The organism is Xenorhabdus bovienii SS-2004 (genome assembly GCF_000027225.1).
Taxonomy (GTDB): Bacteria; Pseudomonadota; Gammaproteobacteria; order Enterobacterales; family Enterobacteriaceae; genus Xenorhabdus; species Xenorhabdus bovienii_C.
The window spans coordinates 1,730,246-1,744,963 of the sequence record NC_013892.1 but is presented as its reverse complement, the minus strand read 5'-3'; the positions used below and the strand labels follow the sequence as shown (position 1 = coordinate 1,744,963).

Below are 14,718 nucleotides of genomic sequence, written 5' to 3'. Positions count from 1 at the left end.
TTGTGATTTTCATTGTATGCATCTAATGCTGATTAATGCATATAAATTGCAGAAAAACTTTAATGGTAGAGTTGTACTGCAATCACAGCTTTCAACACATTAAATACATGACCAATATATTAACACCAAAACACTAACTTAACATTTTTTATATTTATAACAACCATTTACAATGTGCCATACACTACTTTCACTTGGGTCAAGATACAAATATGTTCCATTCTGTTTCGTAAAACCCATTTTCAAATATGCTGGCACAGCGTCTGGCAATGGATAAAGCATTAGTTTTCCACCCATATTTAACTGTTGGGATTCGTTTACTGCTTGTTCCATTAGAATAATACCACAATTTCTAATACCACAATGGGTTACTATATACTCGACTTCAGGTAATTTAGGAAAAATTAAATTAGACTCAGATAAGTTTTTAAGACTCAATTGTAGTCCCCCTATGGGAACACTACCAAAATAAACAATAAAAAATAATCTATCATCGTTTGATTTGGCTTTTTTCATATAATCTTCAGCATGATCCTTTATATTATGAAAAATATGATGTGAATTCATATATCTTTCTCTCCATTTTTTCTGGTTAACATCATGTTGAACATCAAGCTGGTCATGAAAATCACAAAAACTCCATTCCTCCATCATGTTTTTTGTTAATATTATATCAATTGCTTTAACTGCTTCTTCTGCACTAACTTTTTTTACTGTGATCAACGTATTGACACTGTAAACAGTTTTTTCAATATTCGAAGTGGATTGAGAGAGAGGCAACGAATTAAATGACAAGGATCGATTAATAAAAGATTTTGATCTGAACATCGCTTTTTTCTCCATATAAATATAATTAATATTTCTTTGCGGTATAGAAAAGTTTAATTTACATTCCTTACTGTTTAATAAATTAGATATATTTAATTGATTTATAATCTTGCCTGGCGTATTCACTACTCAGTCTGGAAGATATCTTATTTTACTTATACTCCCTTTTCATCCATATATAAATCAAAAATAGGTCGTGACATCAATTTATTGAATTATGTATAGTCTGCCTATTTGGAGAACATTCAAATGGCAAAGATTGATGTGACTTGCCCCTCTTGTTGTTCAGTTAAAGGGATCTATCGCAACGGGCGCTCACGTTCTGGTCATTCGTCATTTAAAAAACTCAAACCCAAATCGGTAAAGAAGCCATTAAACCCGTCACCGAAGTGATTGTCTGCTGTGAAAGGGATGAACAATGGTCGTACGTAAAGTCAAAGAAGCCGCCTCGTTGGCTTTTTTATGCCGACGACAGGATAAGACGAAAAGTGATCGCCCATGTTTTTGGTCCCAGAACAAAAAAGACATTAATGCGCCATCTTCGACAGCATTTGGCAAGACTGACTCGCAAGACATTGTCTTTTTCAAAATCCATAGAAATGCATGGCAGAATTATAGGGTATTATCTGAACATTCATCACGATCAATAAATTGGAGTCATGACCCATTTCGTATCGAGATTAAAACCGATTGATAACGATAAATAATCAGAAAGCGATAGCTTTATTTGATGTCTTGGAAATACAACTCAGAATGCTGGCTAAATGTAGTCTGCTGTTATTATTTTTTTCGCTGTAATAATATTGTCATATATATGAAATAAAGTTGTAATATAAATGTAATTAAATATAGCTTCTTTAATATCATTTTCTCTGTATTGAGCCTATTTTGTGGATTTTATATGTCTTTTTTATTAGAAAAATACCATTCTTATATTTTTAAAAGGGTGATTTGATAGTCTCTGAATATCAATGGATAATTTAAATCTATTGATCGTATATTTTATTTATCGCATTATTCAAGTATAGGAATATATCTTCTCGATATTTTTCCTTGTAATCTGACAATGAAAATTAAGTTAATTGTATGAGATTTAATTTTGTTATCAATTTTTCATATGTTCTATTATGGGAATGTTATTATGGTTTTTTATTTATATAAAAATAATTACTCGGTTGACTATTTATTATTGGTGCTTATGTTGATAATTATACTTTATGAATATATTTCACAAAGGAAATTATTATTTAAAATGATTCTTTTAACTGAAATGTGTTGTTTTATGAATGCTTTAATTTATAAGAAAAATAATTAACTACCTATCAAAAAGAATAATATATAATGCTAAAACGTAAATATTTAACCCATTCTGAAATTGAACAGCTATTAGCTGAATTGGAAAAAGGGCCAAATGCAGAGCGTAATATCTGCATGTTTTTTATGGGTTTCATTCACGGTTTTCGAGTTTCTGAGCTTTTGAGGCTTCGAATGTCTGATGTGGATCTACGTGACCGTAGTTTGAGTGTTAACCGTTTGAAAAATGGCTTTTCTACTATCCATCCCATGATTGCCAGAGAAATTCAACTAATACGTAAATGGATGACAATTAGAAAGAAACTTGAAAAATTTGGTAAGAGTGAATGGCTTTTTATTTCCCGAACCGGGGAGCCGTTATCACGTCAGCAATTCTATAAAATTATTAGAAATACAAGTATCAAGGCAGAAATTGCGATTTGCGCGAATCCTCACATGTTGCGTCATTCGTGTGGTTATGCACTAGCAGATAATGGTGTCGATACACGATTGATTCAAGATTATTTAGGCCATCGCAATATTCGTCATACAGTCATATATACCGCGAGTAACGCAGGTCGCTTTGATGGAATTTGGAGAGCAAGAGGGAAGAGAAGAAGGGTGATATTTAGTACCAAGCTGTTAACTGCCGATGAATTTTCTGGTTCAGAGTTGTCCTGAACATTGCCTTTGAATAATCATGTTTATCAGTAATAACTTGCTAAAAAACCCCGCCGATATTACCAAGCAGGGTTTTTTAATCATAGTGGAACTACATTAAATGGTTATGCCGTGCTGAATAGCAAGGGCAGAGAGGCCTCCGGCAAAACCCTGGCCTACGGCTTTGAATTTCCACTCTGTATTGTGGCGATACAGTTCACCGAAAATCATGGCTGTTTCCGTTGACGCATCTTCAGACAGGTCGAAACGGGCAATTTCCTGATCGTTGTCGTTGTTGACTACGCGGATAAAGCTGTTGCTTACCATACCGAAATTCTGTTTGTTGTTGTCTGCGTCATAAATAGTGACTGCAAACACCATTTTTTTCACGTCAGCAGGCACTTTCGCCAGATCGATTTTAATCTGTTCGTCATCGCCGGCGCCTTCACCCGTACGGTTATCCCCTTGATGGTTGACTGAGCCACAAGGGCTGACTTTATTGTTGAAGAAGACAAAGTGGCCGTCTGACAGAACTTTGCCATCTTCCCCAACCATGAAAACTGAGGCATCAAGATCGAATGCCGCTCCGTCAGTGGCACGCATATCCCAGCCAAGACCCACCAGCGCAATATTCATCGCAGGGGCTTCTTTTGTCAGTGATACATTGCCGCCTTTAACCAGAGATACACCCATTTTTACTCTCCAAATAGTATTTTAAAGTATCGGGCAGGCACACCTGCCCGATCATGAATTAAGTGATAGCTGAATGATCAGGAAGCGTTAATGCCGTACTGAGCGCAAACAGATGCCAGACCACCCGCATAACCTTGACCAACTGCACGGAATTTCCACTCTGTATTGTGGCGATACAGTTCACCGAACAGCATGGCCGTTTCCGTTGAAGCATCTTCAGTCAGGTCGTAGCGGGCAACTTCAACCTGAGTATCATCGTTAACCAATCGGATGAAGGCACCGGAAACTTGTCCGAAGCTCTGATGACGGGTTTGTGCGTCATGGATAGTCACAACAAACACCACTTTTTCCACATCGGCCGGAACCTGATCCAGTTTGATTTTCAGTGATTCATCATCGCCATCTCCCTCACCGGTACGGTTGTCGCCAGTGTGCATGATGGAACCATCAGCAGATTTCAGGTTATTGTAGAAAATGAAATCGGCATCACCACGTACTTTGCCGTTTGCTGACAGCAGAAATGCAGAAGCATCAAGGTCAAAATCTTGTCCATCGGTGGCACGGGCATCCCAGCCAAGACCGATCAGAACATTTTTCATTGTTGGCGCTTCTTTGCTCAGAGAAACGTTACCGCCTTTAGAAAGAGATACACCCATTATTATTTCCTCACTTATTAAGTCGCATACCCTTATTTTTTAAGTTGCTGCTTTGTGGGCGGCAGCTTGAAATCTATTTGGGTATATTGATTGATCGTATTAATTTTAATTGCAGGATTTAACTTTCATTTTCTTCTTTTTGGGGAAACAGCAGGCTGACAATAATACCGACAGTCAGTACTCCAATCACCACGAACAAGCTGGTTGTCGCCGAAATTGAATAACCGTGGTGGAACATATGTTCAGATGCGTTCAGGCCGAGTTTGATGGCAATAAAGAACAGCAGGACGATAACCGCTTTTTCCAAGTGAACCAGATACTTTTTCAGTGCTTCAAGCACGAAGTAAAGTGTACGCAGGCCTAAGATAGCAAACATCATGGCACTGTAAACGATTAAAGGTTCCCGACTGACAGCAATAACCGCAGGTACAGAGTCAAAGGCAAACATCACATCGGACAGTTCCACTACCGCCAGACATAACATCAGTGGTGTGGCGTAAAGCGCCGCTTTGCCCGTACGACCCACTTTTACATCTGCGTTTTCCGGTTTGGTGAGTTCGGCATTCACTTCCTTTTGATTCAACATGAAAGCGTGGCCGCGCAGTTTGGGCCAGATAGGGAAAAAGCGTTTTATCAGACGGTAGGCAAGGTGCTGTGAATAATCCTCGATTTCATCACCGTCATCACCGCTTTTCAGCATCATAACCGCAGTCCAGCCCACGATAACGGCAAAAACCATTTCGACCCAAGGGCCGAGCGTCAGCAGGCTTGTCCCGATAGCGACAAAGATGCCACGGAAGACGATTGCACCGATAATGCCCCAGTAAAGGACACGATGGCGGTAGCGATCAGGAACGGCGAACCAGGAGAAAATCGCCATGATGACAAACAGATTATCGACAGACAGCACTTTTTCCAGTGCATAACCGGTAACAAACAGGCTCGCGGTTTCAGCACCGTGATGAACAAACAGGAATCCGGCGAAAACAAAGGCAATAGCGATCCAGAAAATGGACCAGAGGGCAGCGCTGCGCAGCGAAATCGGCTTATCATGACGATGCATAAAGAGGTCGATAAAGAGCGCGCCAACCGACAGAATAATGAATACAGCAACGGTTTCCATCGGAAAACCTATGTGCGTGGATACCATGAAGTGAGCCTCTTAAAGTTATCTGCGATTACAGTTCGAAATCTGCGGGTGTAAAGCCCAGAGTTGTACAAATTTCACGGGCAGCCGTTTTTTCGTCGTTATCAAAATCGCCGTCACTTTTGGCGACGGCAATACCTACGCGCAAGGCAAGCTGTGCCGCTTCCGGCTGCGGTTTCAGAATCATGATGAATTTCATGGCTTCACCTTTGCCAATGTCAGCATCAAATTCATAGCTGCTGACCAGTTTGTTGAAGAATTCAATAATTTCAGTGGTATCGAAGACTTTCAGTTCAGGGGAGTTTTTGATGAACCCTACCATTTTCTGTTTTTCTTCTGAGCTGACGCCGTTACTTGCCATCGCAATGTGTGCGCACACGGCTACGGTGCCTTCCATGAACTTGCGGTTCTTGAAGCGGCCGACCTGATTGGTCAGCTCTTCACGGCCCGCGCTGAAAGCCGTCTTGATTTTGTTTAAAAAGGACATAGTTCTCTCCGATTGTCTAAAATGTGAAGGATTATTTACTGCCTGCGACCCAGCGAAAGCCCCAGCCGAATGCTCGGTCCATCTCCTTATGCCCGCTGAAGTACTGATTGATACGTTCTACTTTGATTGCACCGTTTTCATTGACAAGGCGGCCGACCGCACACATACGTTTCTGGTTATTGCCTTCCGTCATGCGGGTTTCGATAGGGGCTTGGCCACTGATATGAATTGTGACCACGCCGTCTGTATTGTCCCAACTGGGAACGCCTTCATAGATCAAGGCATAAACTAACACTTCACTGATGTTTTTCCATTCGAGCCCATTAATGTGGAGCCATTCACCATCACGGACGGCACCAGTTCGATCATCACCCTGCAATTTTACGTAGGGTTCCCGATGATAATCCCCAAAGCTTTTGCCTATCGCCTGCACGACATAACGTTCTCCGTCATGCAGCCGAATGAATGCGCCGAGATCCAGATCCACGCCTTTGTTGGCGCTGAATATGCCCTGCAATACCCCTTTTTTTGCCGGAGAAGCAGCCTGATTCCAGTTCAGGTTGACGCGAATTTCACCGAAATTGTCACGTTTGCTCAGGCTAATCGCCGGTTTTTCTTTGGTGAGCGAAACCTTGCTTAAATTGACGCTATTTGGTGCTGGAGTGGGAGCAGGGGGTGGTACAGGCGTTTTAGCTGGCGCATCATCAACGATATTCACACCAAAATGCTCCGCCAGTGGTTTAAGGCCACCATTAAAACCCTGAGCAATAAAGCGGAATTTCCATTCATTGTTGCGGCGATATAATTCACCGAGGATCAAAGCGGATTCTGTCCGACCCTGAACGTCAACACTGCCCTGCAGAACGATGCTTCCGTTCAGTTCTACCTGAATAGAAAGAGTCCGCAGGCTGGAAATGGTCTGGTTGCCGTCGCAGGTCACTGTAAACGCCACTTTTTGGACATCGTGACGCAGGGTAGGCAGGTTAACAAAGAACGAGGTATTAACGTTCCCCCCTGCCTGACGGATGGTGTTGTCATCATTGACCGGCTGGCCATAAAACACCATGTCGGGATCGCCCTGAACTTTGCCATCGGCGTACAGGCGGAAGGCGGATACATCCACGGCCGTGCCTGAAAGTACTCTCACCGTAAGAGTCTGGTTGGATACGGGGGCATTTCCCCCGGGGGTCAGGTTCATTAGCGCACCACCGTCTCAACGATTTGGGGATACATATCGTCAATAGTACGCCCGCGACAAGCGGCACCATGTGCCGTGAAATCCCATTGACCCCTATTGCGGCGCAGGGAAGAGATGATAATGCCGGTGTGGGCGCCCTGCTCATCCAATTGGTAGCGAGCCAGCTCTTTGCCGCTTTGGTCAACGACACGGCAGAAGGCATTTTCAACATCATTAAAGGTTTGACCACGGAAACTGTTAACGGTAAAAACGAGATATTCGACACTGGCAGGCAGTTTGATCAGATCGACACTGATGGTTTCATCATCGCCGCTGCCTTCACCGGTTCTGTTATCGCCACTGTGTGCCACGGAACCACATAGTGAGTCCAGTTGACCAAACCACACTGTGTCGATAGTCTTGCCAGCGTTATCGAGCAGTATGCAGCTGGCATCCAGATCAATTTCGTCATTGCCACCGCCGAACATACGAGACAGAAAGCCTTTGTTCTTGGAGACAGGATCCCACCCTAGACCAAAATCAACTTTAGCCAGTGAAGCGCTCTGCTTGGCGAGCGAAATTGACTGATTTTTGCTTAACGAAATCATTAATAACACCTCTTTTTTTGTCGGTGAATCGTGATAATTCTACTTATGGAAAAAATCATAATATGACAAAAATGTGGCTAAATTCTGTCATATTATGATTCCTGCAATCAGTAAATATTGTTGTTAAGTCTATGATAGAAAACAATCTGATTTCTTTTTTTATGATTTCTTTTCCAAGACCAAAAGTCAAACAAATTTTGTGATAAAAAATCATATTATGATTGACACGTACTTCCCCCCAGTTCTAGACTGCGGCGCATATTTCGCCTGAGCTGGAAAAATTATTGAAAGTGACCATTTTGACCAGCGACAGTTCAATCATTGCTTCCGAATGAATAATAAAATTAGGTTGATGAAAGGATCGTTATTGTTTCCCATCAGTCATCTCAGACGGGTAGAAATTTTTTAAAAGGCTCCCTATGACAGCATTTAATGATACGCAGAGTTATCAAGGCCAGATTTCCAAATGGAAGTTGAACAGCGGGACGTTGACTGTAACGGCAGCCCGTGGCACCGCATCTCTGGAAACCCTGTTTGATATTGCTGAACGCCGTAACCCCAAAAGGGCATTTTTATTTGTCAGCAAGGTATTGGGACGCCACATTCCGGTCAGTCCATCGATCATGCGCTCGGTTTACCGGCAGTTATCTGAACAATTTCCGACCCACATTCCCGGCCCTGTGCTGTATATCGGTATGGCTGAAACGGCAGTTGGGCTGGCAGCCGGGGTTTTTCAAGAAACCCGGAAACAGGCTGAAGCTCCGGTATTTTTGACGTCGACACGTCATCCCGTTGAGGGTGACCTGCTGTGTGAATTTAAAGAAAATCACAGTCATGCCACGGATCATCTGATTTACTGGCCGGAAGAAAACAGATTGCGCCAACGGGTGGTTAATGCCCGTACCCTTGTTCTGATCGATGATGAAGCGACCACGGGAAATACTTTCCTTAATTTACTCAATGCACTGAGTCATGCCGGCCTTAATCAGATTGAACATATCGTCACCGTGACGTTAACAGATTGGAGTGGCAAATCTGTTATAGAACGTTGTCCTCTGCCAGTCTCTACGGTTGCTCTGATCGAGGGAAACTGGCATTGGGATGCAGATATTTCCGCCCCGATCCCCGTCATGCCGCAAGTCAATGTCACGGCGCGGGGAGATGCCGGCATTATTGGTAAGCAGAGTTGGGGACGGCTCGGATTGGATGACATTCAGTGTGATATCGGCACCGAAATTCATGCTAAAGCGGGTGAAAAAGTGCTGGTGCTGGGTTCCAGTGAGTTTGTCTGGCAGCCATTTTTGCTGGCTGAACGGCTGGAGCAGGAAGGCGCACAGGTGAAGTTTGGTTCCACAACCCGCTCTCCCATTTCCTGCGGCCATGCCATTCAGTCAGTGATGTCTTTTACGGATAATTACGGATTGGGGATCCCGAATTTTCTCTACAATGTGGCACATCAGCAATTTGATCGCATACTGCTCTGCCTTGAAACGCCTAAAACCGCCGTCGATCCGGCACTGATGACGCAACTTGCCCGTGTTTCCCCGATTGTCGAGATTGTCTCCTATGATTAAGCCCGTTTTTTTGACTGATCTTGATGACACGTTATTTCAAACGCGTCGGAAGATAAAAAAAGCACCGGATATTGAGTCTTGTCGTGTGGGCGCATTGGATCGGAAATATTCTCCTTGCAGCTATATGACCGAAGAGCAGTCAATATTGATTGACTGGTTGCTGGCTTATGCGGAGGTTATCCCTGTGACGGCCAGAAATACAGAGCAACTTAGCCGGGTGAAAATCCCTTTCAATTCATGGCGGATTGCGGCACATGGCGCAGTGCTCTTGACGCCAGAAAGTACGCTGGATCAGGAGTGGCAGGCACATATTCTGGCAGAACTGACGCCTTACCGTGATCAGTTTCGGGAACTGGAGCACTTGAGTCATCGCTTGATTGCTGCTCATGGTATAGAAGCATGGGCGCGGATTGATTATGAATATGGCGATGTTCCCGTCTATCTGGTGATTAAGCACAGAGACTGTAATCGGTTGGAAGGCCTTGATGTGCTTGCTGAAAATATTACCCAAGAAATGGCTGATGTTTTTGATTCTGGTAATTTTTATCTTCATCAAAATAATAACAACCTGACTTTGCTGCCAAAGTGCATTGACAAGGGATTGGCAACCCGTCACCTTTTGACAAGGCTTCGTACTGAGAGAGGCGTTTTTCCTATCATTGGTCTGGGGGATAGCCTGAGTGACCACCGTTTCATGAAACTGTGTAATTGGTTCGGTATGCCCCAGCACAGCCAGTTTGCTAACACCTTGATGACCTCTTTATTCGGAACTGTAAATAATGAATAGCTTTCCCCTTTTTTCTGGTTCATATGCTCCTGACGATGTCCAGTTTCTGCTAAAACCCGTCCAGATTGAGATGACACCGGTTGATATCAAAGAGCAGCTTATTCAGTCTGGCGTTCGTCACTATTCAGAGATGTTGAGTCAAGAGCCAGAGCCAACACCTTATCATCTTGATTTATTTGACAGAGCGCTTGAACAAGGTGCAATTCGTCTGGCGACCGAAGTGGTGATGCTCGCCAATGCGTTGATATCACGCTTTGGTGATACGCCGATAGTGTTGGTGAGTCTGGTCAGAGCAGGGGTTCCTCTGGGGGTGATGTTGCACCAGACACTCAGAAAAATGGGCAGGCAATCTTATCACTATGGCATCAGCATTATACGGGATCGCGGTATCGACAGTACGGCGCTGTCGTATATTGAGCAGCAACATGGCACGGATGGGCTGGTGTTTGTGGATGGCTGGACAGGTAAGGGCGCAATTATGGCTGAATTATCCCGTTCTCTGGCGGGTCGGTCTGGCTATTCAGGCATCCCCCGTCTGGTGGTACTGGCCGATCCTTGTGGATGTTCATGGCTGGCGGCCAGTGATGATGATTGGCTCATTCCCTTTGGCATTATGGGAGCGCCTGTATCGGGTCTGATATCACGTTCGATCTGGCGTGAGGAAGGAATGCACGGCTGTGTGCAATGTGACCACCTGAGTGAGTTTGAATGTAGTCGTCTGCTGGTGGATACCGTTGCTGATTGTCGCGATCGCTTGGATCTGGGTACGATACCGGTGGTGGATTGGCAGCCGCAGGAAAAGATATCTTTGCTGGAATTGAGCAAAACCGTGATCTCAACCCTTACCGAAGTGTACCGGGTCGACAGCATTAATCGCATCAAGCCGGGCATTGCAGAAGCGACCCGTGCGGTATTGCGGCGCGTTCCGGAACATGTACTGGTTCGATCTCAATATGATCCTGATGTTGCTCTGCTGGTTCATCTGGCACGTCAGAAAAACGTCGTTATTACTGAAGTCGGCGATCTGATAGGACAATATCGCGCCGTGACTATCATTAAGAAGGTAGCTTGATGAAACCGATCCCTTCCCCACATCAACTTGGTGCAACGCTGTACATTCCGGCCACTCGTCAAGGTATTGCAGAAATTGTACTACACAATAAAATTCCCGGTCTGCGTTCTCTGGTGATCTGCCTGGAAGATGCCGTCAGTGATCAGGATATTCCCGCCGCTATTGAGAATCTTGACGGTGTACTACAATCACTGGCGGGAGCTGATATCTCTTCTTCCCATACAGAGCGTGACTACCCCCTGATTTTTATCCGCCCCCGCAATGAAGAGATGGGACGTTATCTGGTAGACAACGTTAACCTCAGCGCCGTTGATGGGCTGGTTCTGCCGAAATTTACCCGCGCTTCATTAGCTGGCTGGTGGAATATCGTGGGTTCGACCCATCTCAGCATGATGCCAACGCTGGAAACCGAAGAAGTCTTTGATTCCCGGCAGCTGAATCAGCTAGCGGACAGTCTTAAAGCCCATCCCTGTTATAAGCGTATTATCGCCCTGCGCATTGGCGGCAATGATCTGATGAACGTGATATCCCTGCGGCGTTCGCGTGACTTCACCTTATATGAGGGGCCAATGGGATATGTGATAAAAATGCTGGTGACTATTTTTGCTGCGCGGGGTTTCTCCCTGACTGCACCTGTTTGCGAGCATATCGATGATTTGCGGTTGCTTGAGAAAGAACTGGTATTGGATATTGCTCATGGTCTTGTGGGGAAAACGGCCATCCATCCGGGGCAGATTGAATATATCCAGCGGGCGTTGATGGTCAATGGGCATGATTATGCGGATGCTCTGCGTATCCTCAATTCCAGTCAGGCTGTATTCAAGTCTCAGGGAACGATGTGTGAGCCTGCTACCCATCGACGTTGGGCTGTGAATATCCTCGACCGGGCGAAATACTATGGTATTGCGCCTGAATTCAATGAAGAAAGCTGTAAAACTTTTAATTTGTTTTGATATTGATTTACTTGTGGTAGGAGCTATGCTGGACGCTATGCCTATGATTAACATTAGGGATTTTTTGTTTAGTTATCCCCGATTTGGTAATTTAAACGATGTTACTTAGCCCCAAGCAATTTAGAAATTTCAGGTTGACCTTATTACTCTCGCATGAGAAACCCGTTAGCAAAGTGAGAATGATTCGAGAGCTGAATTGTTCAGAACCGACACTGACCCGTGCATTGAGGGAGCTACGCGATCTCTATTGTGCCGATATCCGGTTCAGCAAAATGGGGAATACCTATCAATTGGTCGATAAAGGCACACTGACTAAAAAAGATGTGCGCAGAATTGAAGAGTTGCTCATCCAGAATAATAGTCTCAAGGCCGAAGAAGCTATCAGCCATGTTTTCCTTGATAAGGAGAAGAAAAAGCCGGTTTCTCTCTCCTTGAGGATGTCCGTTATTCGAAAAATTGACGGGCTGGCCAATCGGCTTGAGACAACCCGAAGTGACGTGGTCGAAATGGTGGTAGACAGGTTTATGGAGACACTACAGAAAGAGGCCATGGACGTGGATTCGCAGAAAAGATAAATCATCGTTATGCCAGTTGACTGTGATCAACTGGCATCAGGGGAATGAGGTGAGGTATCTGATTGAAGGCGCGTTTTAGTGCTTGTGGCGGGTAAGCTTATCAAGATAGCCCATAACAAATGCGGACATCACAAAAGTCAGATGGATAATGACATACCACATCAGTTTATTGTCCGGAATATTTTTGGCATCCATAAAGATACGCAGTAAGTGAATGGATGAGATAGCAACAATTGAGGCCGCTACTTTATTTTTGAGAGAAGTGGCATCCATTTTCCCCAGCCAGCTCAATTTCTCTTTGTGTTCGTAGATATCCAGAGTTGAAACAAAGTTTTCATAACCAGAAAACATGACCATCACCAGCAGCCCGCCAACCAACGCCATATCAATCAGAGAAAGTAGTGTCAGGATCAGGTCGGATTCAGCAATGGAAAAGATATGCGGCAGGATATGAATAATTTCCTGAAAGAACTTAACGGCAAGGGCAAGCAGTGCCAGTGACAAACCAAAATAAACTGGGGCAAGCAGCCAGCGGGAGGCATACATTATGTTTTCGAGAAAGCGTTCCATGGTGTTTTTGTCTATTAAAAAAGGGGCGATAGTATAGATCAAGAATATGACAGCTACGAAATACATATCGCGGTTATCTGGATTCGACCTGTTTGTACAGAGGTGGGAGTGATGACTCTTTATGCAGTCAATCGATAAAATATCTCTGCCGGTGACAATGTCTTATCTTCGAGATTGCACAGACTCAGGGCATAAGCGAGGTACCAACGAACACATTGGGCAATGATATCGACAGGATAATGCAGACGTTTGAACGCTTTTCAGATAAGGGATACCGCTCTGGACTCGCTCAAAAACAGGGGAGCTTACCTGATGACCGCTTAATGCGACAGAACCTTTAATATCGTATTAGATCGACTACTTCTATTTATTCTGCGCTTGATGGAATTTAAAATAAGGTTAACGTAGTAATGGTATATGGAAAAATAATCTTTCGAAACATATACCAAATTAATTAATTTTCAATGTTTAAATTATTTCAGTGTTAATTATTTTATCATCTGAAAATTCAGCGGGCATCTATGAACGGTTCCATACCATGGTAATTTCAGGCTCACCGGTATGTTCATCAATACCCTGCTCTTTTTCTTCAAAACCCTGGCTTGCATAAAACTTTCGAGCGTTGGTATTTTTTTCATAGACATTTAGTGTTAAAGAATTACGGACTTCAAATGCATGATTTAACAATTGTAACCCGATCCCTCGGTTTTGGTACTCAGGAAGTATAAAAATTGAGGCCAGAATATTGTCAAGAAGACTAATAAAACCGACGACTTCGTTGTTTATCGTCGCGACAACTGTCTCAGAATTCGGAATATAAATTTCCTTCATATCCGTTTTACATGAGTGCCAAAAATCTTCTGATACAAATGCATGACACTTAATCGAAGTATTGAACCAAACATCGACTACCGCCTGTACATCATTGTCATGCTCGATAGGTCTCAGTTTTATATCACCAAAATATTTATTACTCATATTCTTCTCCTGTTCAATTTTATTTTTTTGTGGTAAAAATTCATTTAATATATTAGCTATACATCGCAGTATCTAATCCTATCACGCCTGCGCCAATAATTGATATTTTCAATTTATAACTTCTTTTAAAATTATTTAAATCAGGATTTAGAAAAAATTAAATTATTAATATCCTAACTAACACCGCATCGGCATTGTGTTGTAACTATGGCTTCACATCATAACCGGCTCCTCTTCTCTGCTGTTTGGTCAGTTTAATCAAATGGGGGAGGTACTCTCTCGCATCCCGCCAATCACCAAGAACAACTTTCCTATAGAAACGGTGACATAAGACTACCATTTGTTAATGGTAAGTTAAAATATATGTATAAAAATGGATAACAGATTGTGGCATGTTATTAAGCATCATCGGCAGTGCTGATGAAATGTATTCAAGGCAGTCAATGTCGCGGTTTTGATCTTTGTTCAGGTATTCAAATTATTTATTTACCGTTTTAGCCTGCTTCTGCTTTCAGGGAACGATCCCCGCGATGGCGTTAACCCGTCAACGTTAACACAGGTTACGGCCTGTACTTAGCCAGAAAATATTAGATAAAACTCCGCGGTATTGTCCGTGGTCAACTGTTTTTCCTGTGAAAAAACCGGTCGCTGGCGGCTGTC

Annotated in this window: 15 protein-coding genes and 3 pseudogenes; 8 read left to right on the top strand and 10 right to left on the bottom strand. The window is 43.5% G+C overall.

Annotated elements, in window-relative coordinates:
• Nucleotides 1–138 precede the first annotated feature (138 nt).
• Complete coding sequence (locus XBJ1_RS07650) at nt 139–954, bottom strand: GNAT family N-acetyltransferase (protein ID WP_143827647.1); 816 nt, start codon at nt 952–954, stop codon at nt 139–141.
• 123 nt (nt 955–1,077) lie between these two features.
• On the opposite strand from XBJ1_RS07650, the pseudogene XBJ1_RS22980 reads away from it, so the two are divergent.
• From XBJ1_RS22980 to XBJ1_RS07640, 3 genes and pseudogenes are all read left to right on the top strand, one after another.
• Nucleotides 1,078–1,128 (top strand): annotated as a pseudogene (locus tag XBJ1_RS22980) (hypothetical protein); the annotation flags it as partial.
• 39 nt (nt 1,129–1,167) lie between these two features.
• Nucleotides 1,168–1,478: pseudogene (locus XBJ1_RS19695) on the top strand (IS1 family transposase); the annotation flags it as partial.
• Nucleotides 1,479–2,169: 691 nt separating this feature from the next.
• Nucleotides 2,170–2,802 carry a tyrosine-type DNA invertase gene (locus XBJ1_RS07640; protein WP_012988280.1) on the top strand — a complete coding sequence of 211 codons (633 nt, stop codon included), beginning with the start codon at nt 2,170–2,172 and terminating at the stop codon, nt 2,800–2,802.
• 96 nt (nt 2,803–2,898) lie between these two features.
• On the opposite strand, the gene XBJ1_RS07635 is transcribed toward XBJ1_RS07640, so the two are convergent.
• From XBJ1_RS07635 to XBJ1_RS07610, 6 genes are all read right to left on the bottom strand, one after another.
• Nucleotides 2,899–3,474: a TerD family protein gene (locus XBJ1_RS07635; protein WP_012988279.1), complete on the bottom strand. Its 576-nt coding sequence runs from the start codon at nt 3,472–3,474 to the stop codon at nt 2,899–2,901.
• A gap of 77 nt (nt 3,475–3,551) precedes the next feature.
• On the bottom strand, nt 3,552–4,130 hold the full coding sequence (locus tag XBJ1_RS07630; protein WP_012988278.1) for a TerD family protein: 579 nt from the start codon (nt 4,128–4,130) through the stop codon (nt 3,552–3,554).
• Nucleotides 4,131–4,248: 118 nt separating this feature from the next.
• On the bottom strand, nt 4,249–5,280 hold the full coding sequence (locus XBJ1_RS07625; protein ID WP_012988277.1) for a TerC/Alx family metal homeostasis membrane protein: 1,032 nt from the start codon (nt 5,278–5,280) through the stop codon (nt 4,249–4,251).
• Between the two features lie 28 nt (nt 5,281–5,308).
• Nucleotides 5,309–5,764 carry a tellurite resistance TerB family protein gene (locus XBJ1_RS07620; RefSeq protein WP_012988276.1) on the bottom strand — a complete coding sequence of 152 codons (456 nt, stop codon included), beginning with the start codon at nt 5,762–5,764 and terminating at the stop codon, nt 5,309–5,311.
• Nucleotides 5,765–5,795: 31 nt separating this feature from the next.
• Entirely contained in the window at nt 5,796–6,962 is a 1,167-nt protein-coding gene (locus XBJ1_RS07615; RefSeq protein WP_012988275.1) for a TerD family protein, read from the bottom strand.
• The gene (locus tag XBJ1_RS07610) at nt 6,962–7,549 is read right to left on the bottom strand and encodes a TerD family protein (protein WP_012988274.1); all 588 of its coding nucleotides are present in this window, start codon (nt 7,547–7,549) and stop codon (nt 6,962–6,964) included. Before XBJ1_RS07610 ends, XBJ1_RS07615 begins: the two co-directional genes overlap by 1 nt.
• Before the next feature lie 419 nt (nt 7,550–7,968).
• Here XBJ1_RS07610 and XBJ1_RS07605 point away from each other — a divergent pair, with 419 nt between their 5' ends.
• The 5 genes from XBJ1_RS07605 (at nt 7,969) to XBJ1_RS07585 (ending at nt 12,510) form a co-directional block, all read left to right on the top strand.
• On the top strand, nt 7,969–9,123 hold the full coding sequence (locus XBJ1_RS07605; protein WP_012988273.1) for a phosphoribosyltransferase domain-containing protein: 1,155 nt from the start codon (nt 7,969–7,971) through the stop codon (nt 9,121–9,123).
• Entirely contained in the window at nt 9,116–9,910 is a 795-nt protein-coding gene (locus XBJ1_RS07600; RefSeq protein ID WP_012988272.1) for a hypothetical protein, read from the top strand. The genes XBJ1_RS07605 and XBJ1_RS07600 overlap by 8 nt, the downstream gene beginning before the upstream one ends.
• Nucleotides 9,903–10,982, top strand: a complete 1,080-nt coding sequence (locus tag XBJ1_RS07595) for a cysteine protease StiP family protein (RefSeq protein WP_012988271.1) — start codon at nt 9,903–9,905, stop codon at nt 10,980–10,982. The genes XBJ1_RS07600 and XBJ1_RS07595 overlap by 8 nt, the downstream gene beginning before the upstream one ends.
• The gene (locus tag XBJ1_RS07590) at nt 10,982–11,935 is read left to right on the top strand and encodes an HpcH/HpaI aldolase/citrate lyase family protein (protein ID WP_012988270.1); all 954 of its coding nucleotides are present in this window, start codon (nt 10,982–10,984) and stop codon (nt 11,933–11,935) included. The genes XBJ1_RS07595 and XBJ1_RS07590 overlap by 1 nt, the downstream gene beginning before the upstream one ends.
• A gap of 98 nt (nt 11,936–12,033) precedes the next feature.
• Nucleotides 12,034–12,510, top strand: a complete 477-nt coding sequence (locus XBJ1_RS07585; RefSeq protein ID WP_012988268.1) for a hypothetical protein — start codon at nt 12,034–12,036, stop codon at nt 12,508–12,510.
• Nucleotides 12,511–12,585: 75 nt separating this feature from the next.
• Here the strand turns inward: XBJ1_RS07585 and XBJ1_RS07580 are convergent, their stop codons facing one another.
• The 3 genes and pseudogenes from XBJ1_RS07580 to XBJ1_RS07575 all read right to left on the bottom strand — a co-directional run bounded on the left by XBJ1_RS07580 (nt 12,586) and on the right by XBJ1_RS07575 (nt 14,058).
• On the bottom strand, nt 12,586–13,080 hold the full coding sequence (locus XBJ1_RS07580; protein ID WP_012988267.1) for a TIGR00645 family protein: 495 nt from the start codon (nt 13,078–13,080) through the stop codon (nt 12,586–12,588).
• A gap of 164 nt (nt 13,081–13,244) precedes the next feature.
• Nucleotides 13,245–13,325 (bottom strand): annotated as a pseudogene (locus XBJ1_RS22975) (IS6 family transposase); the annotation flags it as partial.
• 274 nt (nt 13,326–13,599) lie between these two features.
• Nucleotides 13,600–14,058 (bottom strand): GNAT family N-acetyltransferase, encoded by a 459-nt coding sequence (locus XBJ1_RS07575; RefSeq protein WP_012988265.1) that lies wholly within the window; start codon nt 14,056–14,058, stop codon nt 13,600–13,602.
• Between the last annotated feature and the right edge of the window lie 660 nt (nt 14,059–14,718).

Coding starts and splice junctions, on each gene's coding strand:
- XBJ1_RS07640 (WP_012988280.1), top strand. CDS start 2,170: ATGCTAAAACGTAAATATTTAACCCATTCTGAAATTGAACAGCTATTA.
- XBJ1_RS07635 (WP_012988279.1), bottom strand. CDS start 3,474: ATGGGTGTATCTCTGGTTAAAGGCGGCAATGTATCACTGACAAAAGAA.
- XBJ1_RS07630 (WP_012988278.1), bottom strand. CDS start 4,130: ATGGGTGTATCTCTTTCTAAAGGCGGTAACGTTTCTCTGAGCAAAGAA.
- XBJ1_RS07625 (WP_012988277.1), bottom strand. CDS start 5,280: ATGGTATCCACGCACATAGGTTTTCCGATGGAAACCGTTGCTGTATTC.
- XBJ1_RS07620 (WP_012988276.1), bottom strand. CDS start 5,764: ATGTCCTTTTTAAACAAAATCAAGACGGCTTTCAGCGCGGGCCGTGAA.
- XBJ1_RS07615 (WP_012988275.1), bottom strand. CDS start 6,962: ATGAACCTGACCCCCGGGGGAAATGCCCCCGTATCCAACCAGACTCTT.
- XBJ1_RS07610 (WP_012988274.1), bottom strand. CDS start 7,549: ATGATTTCGTTAAGCAAAAATCAGTCAATTTCGCTCGCCAAGCAGAGC.
- XBJ1_RS07605 (WP_012988273.1), top strand. CDS start 7,969: ATGACAGCATTTAATGATACGCAGAGTTATCAAGGCCAGATTTCCAAA.
- XBJ1_RS07600 (WP_012988272.1), top strand. CDS start 9,116: ATGATTAAGCCCGTTTTTTTGACTGATCTTGATGACACGTTATTTCAA.
- XBJ1_RS07595 (WP_012988271.1), top strand. CDS start 9,903: ATGAATAGCTTTCCCCTTTTTTCTGGTTCATATGCTCCTGACGATGTC.
- XBJ1_RS07590 (WP_012988270.1), top strand. CDS start 10,982: ATGAAACCGATCCCTTCCCCACATCAACTTGGTGCAACGCTGTACATT.
- XBJ1_RS07585 (WP_012988268.1), top strand. CDS start 12,034: ATGTTACTTAGCCCCAAGCAATTTAGAAATTTCAGGTTGACCTTATTA.
- XBJ1_RS07580 (WP_012988267.1), bottom strand. CDS start 13,080: ATGGAACGCTTTCTCGAAAACATAATGTATGCCTCCCGCTGGCTGCTT.
- XBJ1_RS07575 (WP_012988265.1), bottom strand. CDS start 14,058: ATGAGTAATAAATATTTTGGTGATATAAAACTGAGACCTATCGAGCAT.